This window comes from Deinococcus ficus, assembly GCF_003444775.1.
Lineage (GTDB): Bacteria > Deinococcota > Deinococci > Deinococcales > Deinococcaceae > Deinococcus > Deinococcus ficus.
Window position 1 is genome coordinate 2,610,297 of record NZ_CP021081.1, and the last position, 16,579, is coordinate 2,626,875.

Below are 16,579 nucleotides of genomic sequence, written 5' to 3' on the forward strand. Positions count from 1 at the left end.
GGAGGAGAGGACGAGCAAAGAGGGGAGCCAAAAGGCTCCCCTATCATCTGGGCAGGAGGTCGCTCAGGAAGGAAACGATTCACTTGACGAACAAGGCCACCACGCCTCAGAAGAAGGCACGGAAGACGAAGGAACGCGGCAATGGACAGGGCAGCGTGTACGCCTACAAGGGCGGACCCAGCCACCGCTGGCTGCTCACCATCGGGGTGCTCCCGAACGGCCGGCCCCGCCGCATCGGAGGCATCGAGCCCAACAAGACTCTGGCACTGAAAGCGCTCCGCAGGGCGCAGCAGGACTTGGAGAGGGGCCTCCTCAGCGTCCCCTCGCAGGTGACCCTGGGGGAGTGGCTGAAGGTGTGGCTCAAGGGCCGGCAGCCTGAAGTGGCAGAAACGACGTTCTACCAGTACGAGCTCTATGTCCGGCTGTACATCCCTGAGGAGTTGACCCGTATGAAGGTGCAGGAGATCAAGCGCACGCACTTACAGAACCTGTCGGCCGACCTGGCTGCCCGGGGGCTGAAGGCCGCGACGCGTTCCAAGGTCTTCCAGCATCTGCGCTCGGCATTCCGGGAGGCAGTCGATCAGGAGTTGATCGTGGTGAATCCAGCCGAAGGGCTGCGCGTTCGCGCCACGGCCACGGAGAGGCTGGAGAAGAGGCCCAAGGCGCTCACGGACCAGGAGTTGGAACGGTTCCTGACGGTCGCTGAGGGGGACCGGCTGTACCCGCTGATCTACGCCCTGTTCGCTCTGGGCCTGCGTCGTGGCGAGGCGCTGGGGCTGCGCTGGACGGACGTGGACTTCCGGGTGCAGAGCATTCGTGTGGAGCAGCAGGTGAAACTGCTGGGGAACACCCCGATCATCGGTGCGCTGAAGACGGCCAACTCACGCCGCACGGTCTACTTCGGAGCGGACCTATTGGATGTCTTGCAGGGCTGGCGAGCCAGACAGTTGGGGGAGCGGAAACAGGCCGGCTCTGCCTGGGAGGACTCTGGCCTGGTCTTCACGACCGCCCTGGGAAGCCTTCTGGACCCCCACAATGTCAACCGGACCTTGCGCCGGCTAAGCAAGGAAGCGGGCGTGCGGTCCTTCGGGTCCCACACCGGCCGTTACACGAACATCACCAACCGGCTGCGGGCCGGGCAGCCCCTGGAGGTCGTGTCCGCGATTGCCGGCCACGCCAACCCTTCCATCACCCTGGATGCCTACCGCGACGTCCTGGAAGACGAGAAGCGGACGCACACCTTCGACCTGCGGCAACACCGCGCCAACGTTGTTGCACACGCACAGGCCTGAAATTCCCTATTGCACACGTATTGCACACGGAGGGCAAAAAAGCGCCTGTAGACCGTCTGGGGTAAAAAGAAAAAAGCCCCTCTAGGAGGGACTTTTCTGCTGGTCGAGGCGGCGAGATTTGAACTCACGACCCCTACCACCCCAAGGTAGTGCGCTACCAGGCTGCGCTACGCCTCGACGGCCAGCCCCAAGACTATAAGTGTCGTTTCTCATTCCGTCAAGGGTGCCGGGACGGGTATATGCTGCCGGTCATGGCGCTTTCTTTCGATGAGAAGCTGAGGAACTACGCCCGTCTGGCCGTCCGGGTGGGCCTGGGGGTCAAGCCGGGGCAGCGGGTGCTGGTGCAGGCCCCGGTGGAAACGGCGAAACTGGCCCGGCTGGTGGTGCGCGAGGCGTACGCGGCCGGCGCGAGCTTCGTGGATGTCCGCTGGGACGACGACGACGTTCAGCTGGCCCGCTTCGAGCTGGCGCCGGACGGCACCTTCGACACGATCAGCCGGTGGCGCGTGGACGCGGAGACGGAGACGGCCGACGCGGGCGGCGCGGTGATTGCGATCCGCGCGACGAACCCGAACCTGCTGGCGAACGTGGACGCCAAGCGCGTCAGCACGTACCAGAAGGCGTGGGCGACGTACCGGCAGCCGTACTCGGCGCAGGTGATGACCAACCGCCTGAACTGGAACCTGATCAGCGCGCCCGTGGCGGACTGGGCAGCCCTGATGTTCCCGGACGCCAGCGCCGAGGAGGCCGTGGAGAAGCAGTGGGACGCGATCTTCGCCGCGACCCGCGCGGACCTGCCGGACCCCGTGGCGGCCTGGGAGGAGCACCTCGCGCACCTGAAGGGACGCCGCGAGGCGCTGAACGCCAAGCAGTACGCGGCCCTGCACTTCCGTGGGGGCGAGACGGACCTGACCGTGGGCCTGGCAGACAACCACCTGTGGGGCGGCGGCGCGGCCGACACGACGGGCGGGATCACGTTCACCGCGAACATCCCCACCGAGGAAGTGTGGACGGCCCCGCACCGCGAGCGGGTGGACGGCGTGGTCGTGAGCACCAAGCCTCTGTCGTACAGCGGGGTGCTGATCGACGGCATCCGCATCGAGTTCAGGGACGGGCGGATTGTGGATGCCAGCGCCCGGCAGGGCGAGGCGGCGCTCAAGGAGATGATCTCCACGGACGAGGGCAGCCACCGCCTGGGCGAGGTGGCGCTGGTGCCGCACAGCAGCCCCATCAGCCGCTCCGGGCTGTTCTTCTACAACACCCTGTACGACGAGAACGCGGCTTCTCATATCGCCATCGGGCGGGCGTACCGCTTCAACGTGGCGGGCGGCGTGGACATGACCGACGAGCAGTTCGCGCAGGCCGGCGGGAACGACAGCCTGACGCACGTGGACTGGATGATCGGCAGCGATCAGATCGACGTGGACGGCATCACGAAGGACGGCAACCGCGAGCCGGTGATGCGCGGCGGCGAGTTCGTGATCTGAGCGTTCGGTACACAGGGGGCAGGCGGTCAGTATGAGCCGCCTGCCCCCTGCTGTTCCGCTTATGGTCTGAGGTCGTCCTCGTCGATCAGGAAGTCCACGGCGCCGCTGCCGATCTCGTAGAACGCGCCGATCACCTTGATCTGCCCGCGCGCCTCGGCCGCCTGGATGACCGGTTCCTGCCGCAGCTGGTGCACCTGGTAGCGCACGTTGTTCAGCACGGCCTCCCGCATGCGGGCCTTCTTGTCGCGGATCTTCGGGAGGTCCTGCACGCTGGGCTGGATGCGGCGGATCAGTTCCCGCAGGTTGGCGGGCTCCTTCTCGATGGCCGTTTCGGGCATCAGGGCCGCGGCGACCGCGCCGCAGCCCTCGTGGCCCATCACGACGATCAGGTGGATGTCGAGGTGTTCGGTGGCGTACTCCAGGGTGCCCAGGCCGCTCGCGCCGACGACGTTCCCGGCGTTGCGGACCACGAACAGGTCGCCGAGGCCCACGTCGAACACGAGTTCCACCGGGACGCGGCTGTCGCTGCAGGCCAGCACGGCCGCGAAGGGGGTCTGCTGCATGATCAGCGCGCGGCGTTCGTTCACGCCCACGTCGGCGCGGCCGCCCTCGCCGGTGAAGAAGCGGGCGTTGCCGTCGCGGAGGGCCTGGATGGCGTCGTCCGCGTTGCCGACGCGGGACTCGCGGAGGTTCGCCATCTCCTCCATGCTCGCGCCGCGCCGCACGGCTTCCAGCACGCGGCGCCTGAGTTCGTCGGTGTCCAGTTTGCCAGGGGCAGGGGTGTCGCTCACGCCCTCCATCCTACGGGCAAGGGCGCCCTATCCTGAACCCATGACTGACGCGACCGGTTCCGCGGAGCCCGGGGAGACCCCCACGCTGAGTGACCTGCTGGAACGCTACGCGACCATCCGCGACACGTTGCAGGGCCTGGAGGTCGAGCGTGACGAGCTGGCCGGCCTGATCAAGGCCGCGCTGCTGGCCGGCGAGCACGCGGAGACGGAGCTGTACCGCGCCACGCTGAAGACGAGCCGCCGGGTCGAGTACCCCCTGGAGCGCTTCCGGGAGACGTTCGGGGACGCGGCCGCGCTGGAGGTCGCCAGCATCGACCGGAAGAAGGCCGAGGCGCTCGCCAAGGCCGGCGACCTGGACGGCGAGCGCCTGAAGGACCTCGCGGTGGTGCGGGAGGTGCAGGCCCTGGTGCTGCAACCCAAGACGATCTGACCCCCGCCGCGGGCTGACCGGCGCGTGACCGGGCGCGGACCGTCCGGTGACACTCGCGCGCCACCCTGAGGCATGACGGAACTTCTTCTCCCCCTTCCTTTTTCCGTTGACCGTGCCGGCCTGACGGGCGGGCCGCTGCCGGGCGCGGCGCCCACCTTCCGCCCGGCGGGCGAGCTGATCACGCCCGCCGGTCACCTGCTGGGCGAGCGCGAGGTCCGGCACGCCCGGGCGCGGGCGAACCAGTCGGTGCTGGAACGCCTGACCCGCTGAGACTTCCCGGGGCCGCTGCCCTTCCTGGCGGGCGTGTGGTACACTCCCTGGCGCATTGCTGGCGCAACGCAGCGCGGACGCTCGAACCTGGTCAGGGCCGGAAGGCAGCAGCCATAAGGGATGCTTCGCGGGTGCCGTTGCTCACCGGCAATGCTTTTTTATGCCTGTTCTCCGGCGTGACCGCTGCAAGTGGAGCGGCCGACTGTGAACAATAGGAGCCGCCTCAGACCGATCTTCCCTGGTGCCGTAATAGAGAAGGCGCCAGCTTCCTTGCGGTTGCTGGCGCCTGTCTGGTGCTCGGGATGGGACTTGAACCCACACGGTCTCCCACACGCCCCTCAAACGTGCGCGTCTACCAATTCCGCCACCCGAGCAGCCTGGGTGTCTGAGAGGCGAAAGCAATAGTACGGGGGCGAGGCGGGGGTGTCAAGACAGCCGCGTGGTGGGCCGGGGTTGTGGTGGGGGCGGGGCGTGGTATCCTGGCGTTTGCCGCCGCGAGCGGTGGGGCCCGCAGGATCGCTCAGGTGTTCTGGTGGATTTTGCCCCGGCTGCTGCGCGCGGGACTTTCGAGGACAAGAGGTTCAATCATGATCGACAAACAGAAGACCATCCAGACCCACGCCAAGAGCGCCAACGACACCGGCAGCACCTCCGTGCAGATCGCCCTGCTGACCGAGCGCATCAACAACCTGAGCGTGCACCTGACCGCCAACAAGAAGGACAAGGCCGGCCAGCGCGGCCTGCAGCTGCTCAACGGCCAGCGCCGCCGCCTGCTGAAGTACCTGGAGCGCAAGAACTACGACGAATACATCGCCCTGACGGATCAGCTGAAGATCCGCCGCGGCCAGCGCATCGTCCGCTGAGTCCCGCCTCCCGCCGCCGCCCCACCTCGGGGCGGCGGTTTTTTTGTGCCGCGTCCGGCTAGCGGTCGCCGTGGGGCGGCCGGGCCCGGTCGGGAACGGCCAGCCAGTCGCCGCCGGGGACGGGGGTGGCGCCGGGCCGGGCGAGGCGGTCGGCGCGGGCGTACACGTACACCCAGGCGGGCAGGGGCCCCGTGCCGGTGTGCAGGGTCACCCGGTCGCGGGTGTACAGGGGCGGGGTGTCGCGCACGCCTTCCAGGGCGTCCAGGAAGACCAGGGCAGCGGCCCAGGCGTGGGGGGCGTAGGTGAGGGCCATGCCGCGCACCGTGTCGGCGGGGGCGCCCGGAATCACGGCCGGGTAGCCTTCCGGGTGCAGGTGCAGCAGGCGGTGCCCGGGCAGGGTGGCGGGCTGCGCGGTGAACGGGCCGCCCTGACGGGCGACGTGGGCGTTGCGTTCGCCGGGCATCAGGGTGCCGTACACGAACACGGTGGTGGGCGCCGGGGCGCTCACAGGCGGTGGCCCCGGGGCTGGTGGTAGTACACGCGGCCGACGGTGGTGGCCTCCTCGGGTTTCACGGGGGGGTGGTCGGGGTTGTCGCTGGTGAGCCACAGGTGCTCGCCGTAGCGCCGCAGGCGTTTGACGGTCAGGCCCAGGCCGGGGACGTGCAGCACGTACACGCGGCCCTCGCGCAGGTCGAGGTCGCCGGGGTCCACGTAGATGCGGTCGCCGGGGCGGATGCCGCTGGCGCCGCCGTCGGTGGTCATGCTGTCGCCCTGCACTTCCAGCACCAGCATGCCGGGGCGGTGGTCGCGGACGGGCACGAGTTCGTGGTCGATGATGCTGTGCTCGTCCTCGGCGAGGGGCAGGCCGGCGGTGGCGAGGGCGCGGACGGGCACGCGGACGAGTTCCAGGGTGTCCAGGACGTCCTCGGTGGGGGTGTGGGCCAGGAGGGGCAGGCCGGTGCGGGCGATCCATTCGCTGGCGGTGATCTGGAGGGCGCGGCGCAGGGCGTCCTGGCGGGCGGGGGTGAGGGCGGCGAGGTCGCGTTCGCCGCGTTCGAGGCGGCTGAGGTAGGGCTGGGTGATGCGGGTCTGCTCGCCGGCCTGGGCGGTGAGGCGGCTGAGGTCGGCCTGCTGGAGGCCGAGGCGGGTGCGGGTGTCGCGCAGCCAGGCGGCCAGGGGGGCGGGGTCGGCGGCGGGCGTCATGAGGGGAGTGTAAGGGCGCAGCCGGGCAGCAACTGGAATGCGCAGCCTTGACGGTATGCCTGTGGACATATAGACTGGCCGTGTCGTTACGCCCTGAACAGATTCAGGGCGCCCGTTCCAACCCTGCCCGAATGGAGGTGCCCCATGCCCGACGTCCTCTCCCCTCCCCTCCTGGCCCTCGCCCCGCTGCTCGGCACCGCCCTGGTCGCCGGCAGCCTCACCCAGCTCGCCCGCCGCCTCGCCCTCCCGGACGCGCCGCGCCTGCGGCCCACCCTGGCCCTGAGCCTCGCCGCCGGTATCGCCGCCCTGACCGTCACCGCCCTGCTGCTGGGCCTCAGCCGCGACCCCGGCAGCGTCTCGCCCGCGTGGCTGCTGGCGGCCGCCTGCATCACCGGCTGGAGCGGCCCGGACATCCTGGCGCGGCTCGGGCAGCTGATCGAGAAACGCCTGGGCCTGCCCGCCACGCCGCCCCCGCCCGACCCCACCGCGGGCAATGTGCCCCAGGTTCCTGCCGCGCCGGCCCCCGGCGCCGAGAATGGCTCATGACCGGGGAACGCACAGGCCCGCACACCACACCCGCACAGCAGCCCGGCCGGTGGCGCGCGGCCCTGCTGCTCGCCGCCCTCCTGACCGGCCTGCCCGCCGGCAGCGCCCAGACGCCCCCGGGGGCGGGGGGCGCCGCGGCCCAGACCCGGGACGCGCAGGACTTCCCGCGGCGCGACTACCAGGGCCGCGCCTCGAACACCAAGGCCAGCCGCGAGAAGATCAGCGTGCAGGAGCAGGGCACGCTGGACGCGCTGTACACCCGGCTGCGGCCCGCCACGCTGCGCATCGAGGACTGCCCCACGCCGGGCGTCGCGGCCGGCAGCTGCGCCGAACCGGACGGGGTGGGCACCGCCTTCCTGATCTCCGCCGACGGCCTGGCGCTCACCGCGTACCACGTGGTGGAGGGCGCCAGCAATCTGGTGGCCGTGACGGCCGACCGCAAGCGCTACCCGCTGAACGTGGTGGGTTTCGACGCGCAGAACGACGTGGCGCTGCTGCGCGTGCAGGTGCCGGCCGGCACGCCGTTCTTCCCGCTGGCGGGCGCGGCACCCAGCGTGCGGGACCCGGCGCTGGTGATCGGCAACGGGGACGGCCGCTTCCTGCGCTCCAAGACGGGGCGGCTGCTGGCGCTGGACACCGCCGCCGAGCAGGCGGACTTCCCGAGCGGCACGCTGAAACTCACGGCGGAACTGATTCCCGGGGACAGCGGCGGCCCGGTGATCAACGCGCGAGGCGAAGTGGTGGGCGTGGTGAGTTACATCAGCGTACAGGGCTCGTCGCGGCGGATCACGTCGTACGCGGTGCCGGTCACGTCGGGCTCGGCGCTGCTGGCGGACCTGCGCCGGGGCGTGCAGCGGGACGTGCCGGTGATCGGCGTGTCGCTGCCGCCGGCCCTGGCGGAGCTGTCCGAGGACGAGTTCCGGGAGGTGAACCGCCAGCTGCGCCTGGGGCTGGGCACGACCGCCGGGGCGTTCTTCACGACGGTGGCGCCCGGCAGTCCGGCGGCGCAGGCGGGCCTGAAGGCCACGCGGATCGCCTCGAACGGCGGGGCGGGCACGCCCGGGGACGTGGTGACGGCCGTGAACGGCAAGCGGATCTTCAATTTCAGCGATTTCCAGTTCGCGGTGCGGGCCTTCCGGCCCGGGGACACGGTGACGCTGACGGTGGTGCGGGAGGGCGCGCAGCGCACGGTGAAGCTGGTGCTGGTGGGCCGGCAGGAAGTCCGCAGCGGCTGAGTCCTGGCAGACGGGCGTGAGGGTGACGGGCAAACGGGTCCGGCCACCCTTCATTGTGTCTAAATTCATCTTGACAATTCTGCTTAAAACAGAATAATGCGGGCATGGACACCCTGAAAAAAGCCGGCGCGATGCTCGCCCACCTGGACCTCTTCAGCCAGATGCGCGACCTGCGCAGCCTCCTGCAACTCGCCGCGCACATGGAGGAGCGGGGTGACCGCGTCACCCTGATCAGCCCCGAGCAGATCACCCTGGTCGGCGCGCAGATGCACACCGAGGCCGCGGTCACCACCGCCAAGGGCGCCACCATCCAGGCCGCCACCGCCTACGCCGTCCTGCACGGCCTCAAGGGCCACGACGCCCCAGAGTACGCCGTCACCCGCGAGGAACTCGCCGCGCTGAACGCCCGCGCCGTGGCCGAACTCGAGGCCAGCGACGCCCTGCGCGCCTTCGAACAGACCCTCGCGCGCATCGGGGCCGCCCCCGCCCCGGCCGCCGAAGCGGCCCCCACCGCCGAACGCCCCGCCCGCCCGCGCCGCACCGACCCCGACGCGACCCCCAGCGGCCCCGCCCCGGCCCCCTCGGCTGCCTGAGCCCCCGCCCTCCCCGCGCCCCACTCCGGTTCACTCCGGGTGGGGCGCGTATCCTGTCGGGATGACGGACGTTCCCTCCCCCACCCCGGACGCGACCGGTGGCCCGGCGCCGCTGGTCGCGCCGAACTTCATCACGGAAGTGATCGAGAAGGACCTGGCCGCCGGCAAGTACCCCGAGATCGTCACGCGCTTCCCGCCGGACCCCAGCGGGTACGCGCACCTGGGCCACATCTTCGCCAGCTTCCTGGACTACCGCACCGCCGTGCAGTACGGCGGGAAGTTCAACCTGCGCATGGACGACACGAACCCCGAGCTGGTCAGGCAGGAGTACGTGGACAGCATGGTGGACGACCTGAAGTGGATGGGCCTGGACTGGGAAGACCGGCTGTACTACGCCAGCGACTACTTCGGCCGGTACTACGAGTACGCCGAGCAGCTGGTCCGCCAGGGCGACGCCTACGTGGACAGCGTCAGCGCGCAGGAGATGTCGCGCCTGCGCGGCAATGCCCACACGCCCGGCACGCCCAGCCCCTACCGCAACCGCAGCGTGGAGGAGAACCTGGACCTGCTGCGCCGCATGAAAGCCGGCGAGTTCGAGAGCGGCGCGCACGTGCTGCGCGCGAAGATCGACCTGAGCAGCCCCAACATGAAACTGCGCGACCCGGTGCTGTACCGCATCGTGAAGCACCCGCACTTCCGCCAGGGCGACGCGTGGTGCATCTACCCCGCGTACGACTTCGAGCACCCCCTCCAGGACGCCATCGAGGGCGTGACGCACAGCATGTGCAGCCTGGAGTTCGTGGACAACCGCGCCATCTACGACTGGCTGATGGAGCGCCTGGGCTTCCAGCCGCGCCCGCACCAGTACGAGTTCGGCCGCCGGGGCCTGGAATACACCATCACCAGCAAACGCAAGCTGCGCCGGCTGGTGCAGGAAGGCAAGGTGAGCGGCTGGGACGACCCGCGCATGCCCACCATCCGCGCGCAGCGCCGCCTGGGCGTGACGCCCGAAGCGATCCGGAACTTCGCGTCGCAGATCGGCGTGAGCCGCACGAACCGCACCGTGGACATCAGCCTGTACGAGAACGCCGTGCGGGACGACCTGAACCACCGCGCGCCGCGCGTGATGGCGGTGCTGGACCCCGTGAAGGTCACCCTGAGCAACCTGGACGGCGAGAAGACCCTGAGCCTGCCGTACTGGCCCTTCGACGTGATCCGCGACAGCCCGGACGGCCGGGTCGCCCTGCCGGGCGGCGAGCGCGTGGCCCCCGAGCAGGCCGTGCGGGACGTGCCGCTCACCCGCGAGATCTACATCGAGCGCGACGACTTCAACCCCGAGCCGCCAAAAGGCTACAAGCGCCTCACGCCGGGCGGCACCGTGCGCCTGCGCGGCGCCGGCATCATCCGCGCCGACGACTACCAGACCGACGACACCGGGCGCGTCACCCACGTCACCGCCACCCTGCTCGGCGAGGACGCCAAGGCCGGCGGCGTGATCCACTGGGTGAGTGCTGGGCGCGGCCTGCCGGTGGAATTCCGGCTGTACGACCGCCTGTTCCGCGTGCCGCACCCCGAAGGCGAACAGGAAGCGGACGACGACGACAGCGCCGGCCCCTCCGAGCACGACGCCGAGCACACCGCCGCGCCCGTGGATGCCGGGTACATGCGTTACCTCACCGAGGGCAGCCTGAAGGTCCTGCACGGCTTCGTGGAACCCAGCGTGGCGGGCGACCCCGTCGATACCCGTTACCAGTTCGAGCGGCAGGGCTACTTCTGGCGTGACCCGGTGGACAGCCGCGAGGACGCCCCGGTGTTCGGCCGGATCATCACCCTGAAAGACACCTGGGCGAAAGAAGCCCAGAAGGCCGAGCCCGCCAGGCCCAAGGCCGCCCCGAAACCCGGCGCCACCCCGAAAGCTGACGGGCCCGCGAAAACCCTGACGCCCGAACAGGAGGCCGAGGTGGCGCGCCTGACCGGCCTGGGCGCCGCGGACGCCGACGCCCGCACCCTGGCGCGGGACGAGGCGCTGCTGGCCTTCGTGGGCGGCGCCGTGCAGGACAGCACCTTCGGGCAGGTCGCGTCGTGGACGGTGAACGACCTGGCGGTGGGCCTGCGCGGCGGCGAGGTGAAGGTGCAGGCCGCGGACCTGGCGCCGCTGGCGGCCCTGCTGGCCGGCGGCGGGATCACCACCCGCGTGGCCCGCGACGCCCTGGCCCGCGCGGCCGCGTCCGGGGACGCGCCGGTGGCGATCATCGAACGCGAGGGCCTGAACGCCGGCCTGTCCAGCGACGACCTGCGCCGGGCCGTTCAGGACGTGCTGGCCGCGAACGCCGACAAGGTCGAGGCCTACCGCGGCGGGAAGACGGCCCTGATGGGCTTCTTCACCGGGCAGGTCATGCGCGCCACCGGCGGCAAGGCCGACCCGAAAGCGCTGGCGCAGGCGCTCGGCGAGGCGCTCGGCGGCTGAGGAAGTCCCCTGCTCCCCTCTGGCCCCGTCAGTCCGCTGGCGGGGCCGCTTCCGTGCCGGGCAGGCCCAGCAACTCCGCCATCGCCTGCGCCACCTGCGCGTACCCGCGGGCGTTCGGGTGGACGCCGTCGGCACTCCACACGGCCGCGTGGTGAAACGCCTCGTCCGCGCCGATGTCCAGCAGCAGCGCGCCGTGCTTCCGGGCGAGGCGGCGGATGATCCCGTTCGCCTGCACCCACTGCCGTTCGAAGCGGGCCGTCATGGTGGGCGGCATACGCAGCGGTACCGAGAAGTTCGGCAGGGTCATGGTGAGGCAGGTGGCGCCCGGGAAGGCGCCCAGCAGGGTGCCCAGGTCGGCCTCGAACCGCGCGGCGTCCCAGCGGCGCAGCAGCAGGTCGTTCGCCCCGGCGATCACGCTGACCAGATCGGGGCTCAGGGCCCGGGCCGGGTCCAGCTGGGAGGCCAGGATCTCGTGGCTCTGCAGGCCGCGCCGGGCGAGGTTCACGTACACCAGCGCCGGGTTGAGCCGCCGCAGCCGGTCGGCGAGCTGATCGTGCGAGCCCCGGTCCGGGAAGCCCGGCACGGGATCCCCCACGCCCTCCGTGACGCTGTCCCCCAGGGCCACGAAACACTGCACGGGGATTCGGCTTGGCGTTGGCATGGGCTAGTCGAGCGCCACGTCGGCGCGTGCCACGCCGGCCCGCTGCCCGGCGGCCTCCACGGTCACGCGCCCGCCCGCAGGGGCGTGGATCACCCATTCCAGCTTGCGTTCCTGGGTGCTGCCGCCCGCGTCGGTGGCGGTGCCGCTGCGGCCGTCCAGGTGCCCGATGTCCTGTGTGGCCTCCCCGCTGACCAGCGCCGCGCCCGGCCCCGGCGTGACCTTCACGCGCACCGGGTCCACCGCCTGCCGTTCCAGGGCCTTGGCGGTGGTGTGGGTGGGCAGGAAGCCGGCGTTTTCCAGCACGCCCACCACCCGCCACAACCCGCCGTCCAGGGCGTGGACCTCGATCAGTTTCCAGTTCAGCAGGGGGCTGGCGGCGGCGTGCGCGAGCGTGAAGCGGGCGTTGCGCTCGGCGATGTCCGGCAGGAACTTCAGGGGCGCCACGCCCCAGAAGCGGCGGTAGTCCCAGCCGCCGATCTCCACCGCGCCGAGCTGCGGGTGGTCGAAGGGTCGCCACGCCTCGAAGCCCTGCAGGTCGTGTTCGTCGTTGAACTTCAGGAGCTTGACGTCGTCTTCCTCGGGGTGGGTGCGGGGCCAGGCGATGAAGTCGCGTTTCAGAATGCCGGCCTTGTCCTTCTCGCCGATGCCGGCGGCGGACACCACGTCCCACAGTTCGTTCGCGAAGGCGAACAGCCCCAGCGAGTCGTACAGCCAGTCGAACAGCCCACCGTGCAGGTTGGCCTTGGGGTCGTAGCGGAAGCCGTGGTGCACGCTGGTGTGCGGGTACCCGGTGAGTTCCGTGCCGCGGTCGCCGAGCAGCTGGTACACCCGCAGGTCGTGCGTGGGGAAGGTGTCGTCGGGTCTGGAGGCGTACGGGCGCAGGATCACGCCGCCGTAGGTGTGGTAGGACTGCACGCCGTTGATGTTGCGGTGCGTGCTGAAGAATTCCGCGATGGCCCGCGTCTCCGGTTCGCTGGCCGGGTAGGGCCCGGCGCCGCGCTGCTGGCCTTCCGGCGCCCAGTCGAAGGGAAAGTTGCGGTTCAGGTCCAGGCCGTGCTTCACCGGGGCGGGCTTCACGGTGTACCCGTCGAAGTCGCGGATCAGACCTTCCGGGTACACCTGGTAGAAGGGCCCTTCCCGGTCGTCGAAGCGGCGGCGGCGCATGATGCGCGGGTCCGTGTCGCTGGCCCGCCAGGGGCCCTTGGGGTCGGGCACGCGCATCTGCAACATGCGGCCGTCACCGTCGATGTCGTGCGGGTACAGGCCCTCGCGGTCGTCGCTGAACGGGTAGGGGCGCAGGCTGGAGCGCACGTGCCGCTCGCCGGTCAGGAACGCCTCGGTGCCGTCCGGGGAGAGCCGGGGCGCGATGTAGAACGCGAAACGGTCCAGCAGCCAGGTGACCTCCTGCCCGTCCGGGCCGTCCTGCCCGAAGTGGCGGACGAGGTGGTCGATGGTCCACAGGGCAGTGGCGCCGCCCGTGATCTCCCCGGCGTGGATGTTCGCGTCGATCCAGTAGGCGGGTTTCTCGGTGTCGGGGCCGGTGCGGGTGTTCGTGAGGGTCATCACCCACAGGTCGCGGCCCTCGTAGGACTGCCCCATGCTGTCCAGGCGCGCGAGGTCCGGGTGCTGCGCGGCCACGTCCCGGAGGTACGCGGTCAGCTCGTCGAAGGTGTGGTAGTGCGGGAACTGTAGTGTCGCCATGCGTCTCCTTGAGGGGGCCGGGCCGCGGGCGTCGGGCGGGGCCAGGGGTTGTGCGGTGCGGGCAGTGTAGGGCCGGGGCGCCTAGCATGAAGCGCATGCCGGACGCCCCGACCCCAGAAGTGCCCCTGCTGCCGGCGGCGCTGCACGCCGTTCCCGGCCGGGGCGTGACGCTGCTGCCGGACACCGAGCGGCAGGTGCTGGGCGGGCCGGGCAGCCTGACGCGGCAGCTCTCAGGCGTGTACGACGACGTGACCGAGCGCGTGCGGGTGGCCCTGCGGGTCCCGGCGGACCTGCCGGCGCGCCGGGCGCACCCCTGGACCCTGCTGACCGAGCACGAGTCGCCGCTGTGGCCGCTGCTGGCACTGAAGGACCCGCCGCCCCTCACGGCCGCGCAGGTGGCGCGGCTGGTGCGGCACCTGGGCAGCGCGCACCAGGCCATGCCGGCCGACCGGGCCCGGCAGCTGGGCGCGCCGGGGGCGGGCGCCCCGCCCGACGCGACGGACGCCCTGATCGCCACGCTGTGCGGCGGCGCGCCCCCCACCTGGGCGGCGCTGCTGGCGGGGCTGCTCACGGCGCGGGCGCATCACCTGCTGCTGGGCTCGTGGGGGGTACTCTCGGCGTTCGTGGGCGCGCACCCGGACCTGCGGGTGCAGGGGGCGCGGCAGCTGCGCGCGGCCCTGCTGGCCGACCCGGCCCTCGCCGCGCGGCCGGCCGACCTGGCCCGCTGGACCCTGTGGAGTGCGCTGACGCCGCTGCACGGCGGCGCCGACCCGCCGGGCACGCTGGAGGAGGCGGTGCGGCTGTCGCGGGGCCTGCGGTCCCTGCCGCAGCGCACGCAGGCACAGGCCCTGCCGGACCCGGCGGCCCTGGCCGCCCACCTGCGCGCGTGGCTGCCGGACCTGCCGGACGCCGACCTGGACCGGCACGCCGCGGCGCTGCACGCCGGGCAGGCGGGCGGCCCGGGGGACGCTGGGGTGGGCCTGGCGCTGCTGGTCCGGCCGGGGCGGGCGGCGTACTGGCTGCGGGTGGGCTCGCAGGTGCAGCTGATCGTGAGCGAGGCCGGCCGCGGCGAGGCGGGAGCGGAGTGGGTGGTGTGGTCCTGGCAGTGGTTCCGGCCGCCGGGCGCCCGCCTTCCGGGACGCGGCCGGGGCTGAGCGGCGCGGCGCCTGGGGCCCGGCCCGGGCAGACTCGCGCCGGGCCGGGCGGGCGGGCCGCTAGAGTGACCGGGTGAAACTTCCTGCCCTGCTGCTCTCCGTTACCCTGGCCGTCTCTCTGGGCGGCGCCGCGTCTTCCCTGAGCCTCAAGCCCCTGCAGGTGTACTCCGTGCCCGGCGCGGACGTCGAGCGGGCGCTGGAACTGCCCGGCGGGCAGTGGCTGGTGTCTGCCGACAACGCCGTGGTGGTGCTGGGCGCGGACCTGAAGGTCGTGCGGACCATGGCGGCGCTGCAGGGCGTGGTGGAGCACCTGGCGCTCAGCCCGGACGGGCAGCGCGTGGCGGCCATGACCGGCTCGCAGTGGGCGGTGTGGGACCTGGCGAGCGGGCGGGTGCTGGGGCGCGGGGAGGGCTACGGCGGGATCGCCTTCGACGCGCAGGGCCGCGTGCTGCTGCTCGACGACGGCCTGCTGGTGCGCGGCGACGCGACCGGCACCGGCGCGTTCCTGCCGCTGGACGTGGACGGCGAGTGGTACGACTTCCGCTTGTCGCCGGACGGCGCGCGGGCCGTGGTGACGGACGGCGTGGTGGTGCAGCTGGTGAACGTGGAGGACGGCAAGGTGCTGTCCGAGGGCGAACTCAGCGACGACTACTCCGATCTGGCGGTGGATTTCGCGCCGGACGGCAGCGTGGTGGTCCGCACGGACGTGGAGACTGCCATCCTGCGGGCTGGGGAGGACGCCCTGTTCCTGGACGAGGAGGAGGCCCTGGACCCGGAGGGCACCGTGCTGTTCCTGGGTGAGGGTGAGTTCGTGTACGGCGGCTGGGGTGACGCGCAGCGCTACAGCCTGAAAACCGGGGAGGCGCTGGGCCGCAGCTTCGACTGGGACGCCGAGGGCCGCGTGGTGAGCAGCGCCGACGGCAAGGCGTCGCTGGCGCTGGGGCGCGGCGTGGCGCTGTTCGACACGCGCCGCTGGAAGGAGTCCGGCCGGGTGAACCTGCCGTCCGCGAACGCCTGGCTGGGCGCGTTCCTGCCGGACGGGACGGCGTACGCGGGCGTCGACGGCTTCCGGAACCTGAAGACGGGCGCAGCGCTGAATGTCGGGCCGGTGAACGACCTGTACGACTTCGACGCGCAACGGGGCGTGATCTGGACGCTGAACGGGACGACCGTGCGCGTCACCGAGGGCGGCCGGGTGCGGCAGATCGCCGCGCTGGACGAGGACGCCGAGTACGAGGATCTGGTCGCCACGCCGGACGGCAGCGTGGCCGTGGCGAGTGGGTACTACGGCTTCGCGGTGCTGAACGCCAAGACCGGCAAGGTCGTCCGGCGCGTCACCGAGGACAACCTGAACGCCATGAAGATCGAGGACGTGCACGCCGCGGCGCCCACCCCGGACGGCAAGGGCGTGCTGCTCATCCCGCACGAGGGTGACCTGCGCCGTTACGACGTGGCGACCGGGAAGCTCACGGTGGCGTTCAAGGCGCCGGCCGGCGCGGAGTTGCAGGGCCTGCAGCTCAGCCCTGGCGGCACCCTGGCCGTCACGTACCTGGACAGCCGGGACGCGGTTCAGGTGGCGCTGGTCAAGCCGGGCGCGACCACCGCGTTCAAGACCGTGCCGCTGGGCGGCCGGGTGCGCAGCGTCCGCTTCAGCCCGGACGGGAAGCTGCTGGCGGTGCTCACCAGTGAACTGAAAACCCCGCTGTACGTCCTGGACACGGCCACGGGCGCCGTCCTGACCCGGACCGGGGCGTTCAGCACCACGTCTAGCCTGCTGGCCTGGTCCCCGAACGGCCAGCAGCTGATGGTGGGTGCCGGCACGGCCGGGCAGCCGGGCAGCGTGACGGTGTTCAGCGTCCTGCGCTGAACGTGCCGCGTGCCTGCCC

16 protein-coding genes, 2 tRNA genes and 1 other RNA gene are annotated in these 16,579 nt (G+C 71.5%); 12 read left to right on the top strand and 7 right to left on the bottom strand.

Annotated features, from left to right (window positions below; translation table 11 throughout):
• Window positions 1-83 precede the first annotated feature (83 nt).
• Window positions 84-1,292 carry a tyrosine-type recombinase/integrase gene (locus DFI_RS12790; protein WP_027464090.1) on the top strand — a complete coding sequence of 403 codons (1,209 nt, stop codon included), beginning with the start codon at window positions 84-86 and terminating at the stop codon, window positions 1,290-1,292.
• Between the two features lie 100 nt (window positions 1,293-1,392).
• Here the strand turns inward: DFI_RS12790 and DFI_RS12795 are convergent.
• Window positions 1,393-1,469 (bottom strand) — tRNA-Pro (locus DFI_RS12795).
• 74 nt (window positions 1,470-1,543) lie between these two features.
• Here DFI_RS12795 and DFI_RS12800 point away from each other — a divergent pair.
• A complete protein-coding gene (locus DFI_RS12800; RefSeq protein WP_022800925.1) occupies window positions 1,544-2,779 on the top strand; it encodes an aminopeptidase in 1,236 nt (411 codons plus the stop codon).
• Window positions 2,780-2,838: 59 nt separating this feature from the next.
• Here the strand turns inward: DFI_RS12800 and DFI_RS12805 are convergent, their stop codons facing one another.
• Complete coding sequence (locus DFI_RS12805) at window positions 2,839-3,579, bottom strand: carbonic anhydrase (protein ID WP_051138445.1); 741 nt, start codon at window positions 3,577-3,579, stop codon at window positions 2,839-2,841.
• A 31-nt stretch (window positions 3,580-3,610) separates the two neighbouring features.
• Between DFI_RS12805 and DFI_RS12810 the strand changes: the two genes are divergently transcribed.
• The 3 genes from DFI_RS12810 (at window position 3,611) to ffs (ending at window position 4,424) form a co-directional block, all read left to right on the top strand.
• Window positions 3,611-4,000, top strand: coding sequence for a hypothetical protein (locus DFI_RS12810; RefSeq protein ID WP_022800923.1), 390 nt, complete (start codon window positions 3,611-3,613; stop codon window positions 3,998-4,000).
• A gap of 72 nt (window positions 4,001-4,072) precedes the next feature.
• Window positions 4,073-4,270, top strand: a complete 198-nt coding sequence (locus DFI_RS12815; RefSeq protein ID WP_022800922.1) for a hypothetical protein — start codon at window positions 4,073-4,075, stop codon at window positions 4,268-4,270.
• Between the two features lie 55 nt (window positions 4,271-4,325).
• Window positions 4,326-4,424, top strand: an RNA gene (ffs, locus tag DFI_RS12820) — signal recognition particle sRNA small type.
• A gap of 137 nt (window positions 4,425-4,561) precedes the next feature.
• Here the strand turns inward: ffs and DFI_RS12825 are convergent.
• Window positions 4,562-4,644 (bottom strand) — tRNA-Leu (locus DFI_RS12825).
• 213 nt (window positions 4,645-4,857) lie between these two features.
• Here DFI_RS12825 and rpsO point away from each other — a divergent pair.
• On the top strand, window positions 4,858-5,133 hold the full coding sequence (gene rpsO, locus DFI_RS12830) for a 30S ribosomal protein S15 (RefSeq protein WP_022800921.1): 276 nt from the start codon (window positions 4,858-4,860) through the stop codon (window positions 5,131-5,133).
• A 58-nt stretch (window positions 5,134-5,191) separates the two neighbouring features.
• On the opposite strand, the gene DFI_RS12835 is transcribed toward rpsO, so the two are convergent.
• Together DFI_RS12835 and DFI_RS20955 are read right to left on the bottom strand one after the other, a co-directional pair.
• Window positions 5,192-5,641, bottom strand: coding sequence for a gamma-glutamylcyclotransferase family protein (locus tag DFI_RS12835; RefSeq protein ID WP_027464088.1), 450 nt, complete (start codon window positions 5,639-5,641; stop codon window positions 5,192-5,194).
• A complete protein-coding gene (locus tag DFI_RS20955) occupies window positions 5,638-6,336 on the bottom strand; it encodes an XRE family transcriptional regulator (RefSeq protein WP_043779463.1) in 699 nt (232 codons plus the stop codon). Before DFI_RS20955 ends, DFI_RS12835 begins: the two co-directional genes overlap by 4 nt.
• Window positions 6,337-6,480: 144 nt before the next feature.
• On the opposite strand from DFI_RS20955, the gene DFI_RS20255 reads away from it, so the two are divergent.
• From DFI_RS20255 to DFI_RS12855, 4 genes are all read left to right on the top strand, one after another.
• Complete coding sequence (locus DFI_RS20255; protein WP_022800918.1) at window positions 6,481-6,882, top strand: hypothetical protein; 402 nt, start codon at window positions 6,481-6,483, stop codon at window positions 6,880-6,882.
• On the top strand, window positions 6,879-8,117 hold the full coding sequence (locus DFI_RS12845; protein WP_081426002.1) for a S1C family serine protease: 1,239 nt from the start codon (window positions 6,879-6,881) through the stop codon (window positions 8,115-8,117). Before DFI_RS20255 ends, DFI_RS12845 begins: the two co-directional genes overlap by 4 nt.
• A 104-nt stretch (window positions 8,118-8,221) precedes the next feature.
• On the top strand, window positions 8,222-8,710 hold the full coding sequence (locus DFI_RS12850) for a hypothetical protein (RefSeq protein WP_027464085.1): 489 nt from the start codon (window positions 8,222-8,224) through the stop codon (window positions 8,708-8,710).
• 61 nt (window positions 8,711-8,771) lie between these two features.
• Window positions 8,772-11,177 carry a glutamine--tRNA ligase/YqeY domain fusion protein gene (locus DFI_RS12855; RefSeq protein WP_027464084.1) on the top strand — a complete coding sequence of 802 codons (2,406 nt, stop codon included), beginning with the start codon at window positions 8,772-8,774 and terminating at the stop codon, window positions 11,175-11,177.
• A gap of 28 nt (window positions 11,178-11,205) precedes the next feature.
• On the opposite strand, the gene DFI_RS12860 is transcribed toward DFI_RS12855, so the two are convergent.
• Window positions 11,206-11,838, bottom strand: a complete 633-nt coding sequence (locus DFI_RS12860; RefSeq protein ID WP_043779460.1) for an SGNH/GDSL hydrolase family protein — start codon at window positions 11,836-11,838, stop codon at window positions 11,206-11,208.
• 3 nt (window positions 11,839-11,841) lie between these two features.
• The gene (locus DFI_RS12865) at window positions 11,842-13,539 is read right to left on the bottom strand and encodes a M14 family metallopeptidase (protein ID WP_027464082.1); all 1,698 of its coding nucleotides are present in this window, start codon (window positions 13,537-13,539) and stop codon (window positions 11,842-11,844) included.
• A 95-nt stretch (window positions 13,540-13,634) separates the two neighbouring features.
• Between DFI_RS12865 and DFI_RS12870 the strand changes: the two genes are divergently transcribed.
• Window positions 13,635-14,693 (top strand): hypothetical protein, encoded by a 1,059-nt coding sequence (locus tag DFI_RS12870; RefSeq protein WP_027464081.1) that lies wholly within the window; start codon window positions 13,635-13,637, stop codon window positions 14,691-14,693.
• Between the two features lie 73 nt (window positions 14,694-14,766).
• A complete protein-coding gene (locus tag DFI_RS20260; RefSeq protein WP_027464080.1) occupies window positions 14,767-16,560 on the top strand; it encodes a WD40 repeat domain-containing protein in 1,794 nt (597 codons plus the stop codon).
• The last annotated feature ends 19 nt before the right edge of the window (window positions 16,561-16,579 follow it).

Coding starts and splice junctions, on each gene's coding strand:
- DFI_RS12800 (WP_022800925.1), top strand. CDS start 1,544: ATGGCGCTTTCTTTCGATGAGAAGCTGAGGAACTACGCCCGTCTGGCC.
- DFI_RS12805 (WP_051138445.1), bottom strand. CDS start 3,579: ATGGAGGGCGTGAGCGACACCCCTGCCCCTGGCAAACTGGACACCGAC.
- DFI_RS12810 (WP_022800923.1), top strand. CDS start 3,611: ATGACTGACGCGACCGGTTCCGCGGAGCCCGGGGAGACCCCCACGCTG.
- DFI_RS12815 (WP_022800922.1), top strand. CDS start 4,073: ATGACGGAACTTCTTCTCCCCCTTCCTTTTTCCGTTGACCGTGCCGGC.
- rpsO (WP_022800921.1), top strand. CDS start 4,858: ATGATCGACAAACAGAAGACCATCCAGACCCACGCCAAGAGCGCCAAC.
- DFI_RS20955 (WP_043779463.1), bottom strand. CDS start 6,336: ATGACGCCCGCCGCCGACCCCGCCCCCCTGGCCGCCTGGCTGCGCGAC.
- DFI_RS20255 (WP_022800918.1), top strand. CDS start 6,481: ATGCCCGACGTCCTCTCCCCTCCCCTCCTGGCCCTCGCCCCGCTGCTC.
- DFI_RS12845 (WP_081426002.1), top strand. CDS start 6,879: ATGACCGGGGAACGCACAGGCCCGCACACCACACCCGCACAGCAGCCC.
- DFI_RS12850 (WP_027464085.1), top strand. CDS start 8,222: ATGGACACCCTGAAAAAAGCCGGCGCGATGCTCGCCCACCTGGACCTC.
- DFI_RS12855 (WP_027464084.1), top strand. CDS start 8,772: ATGACGGACGTTCCCTCCCCCACCCCGGACGCGACCGGTGGCCCGGCG.
- DFI_RS12860 (WP_043779460.1), bottom strand. CDS start 11,838: ATGCCAACGCCAAGCCGAATCCCCGTGCAGTGTTTCGTGGCCCTGGGG.
- DFI_RS12865 (WP_027464082.1), bottom strand. CDS start 13,539: ATGGCGACACTACAGTTCCCGCACTACCACACCTTCGACGAGCTGACC.
- DFI_RS12870 (WP_027464081.1), top strand. CDS start 13,635: ATGCCGGACGCCCCGACCCCAGAAGTGCCCCTGCTGCCGGCGGCGCTG.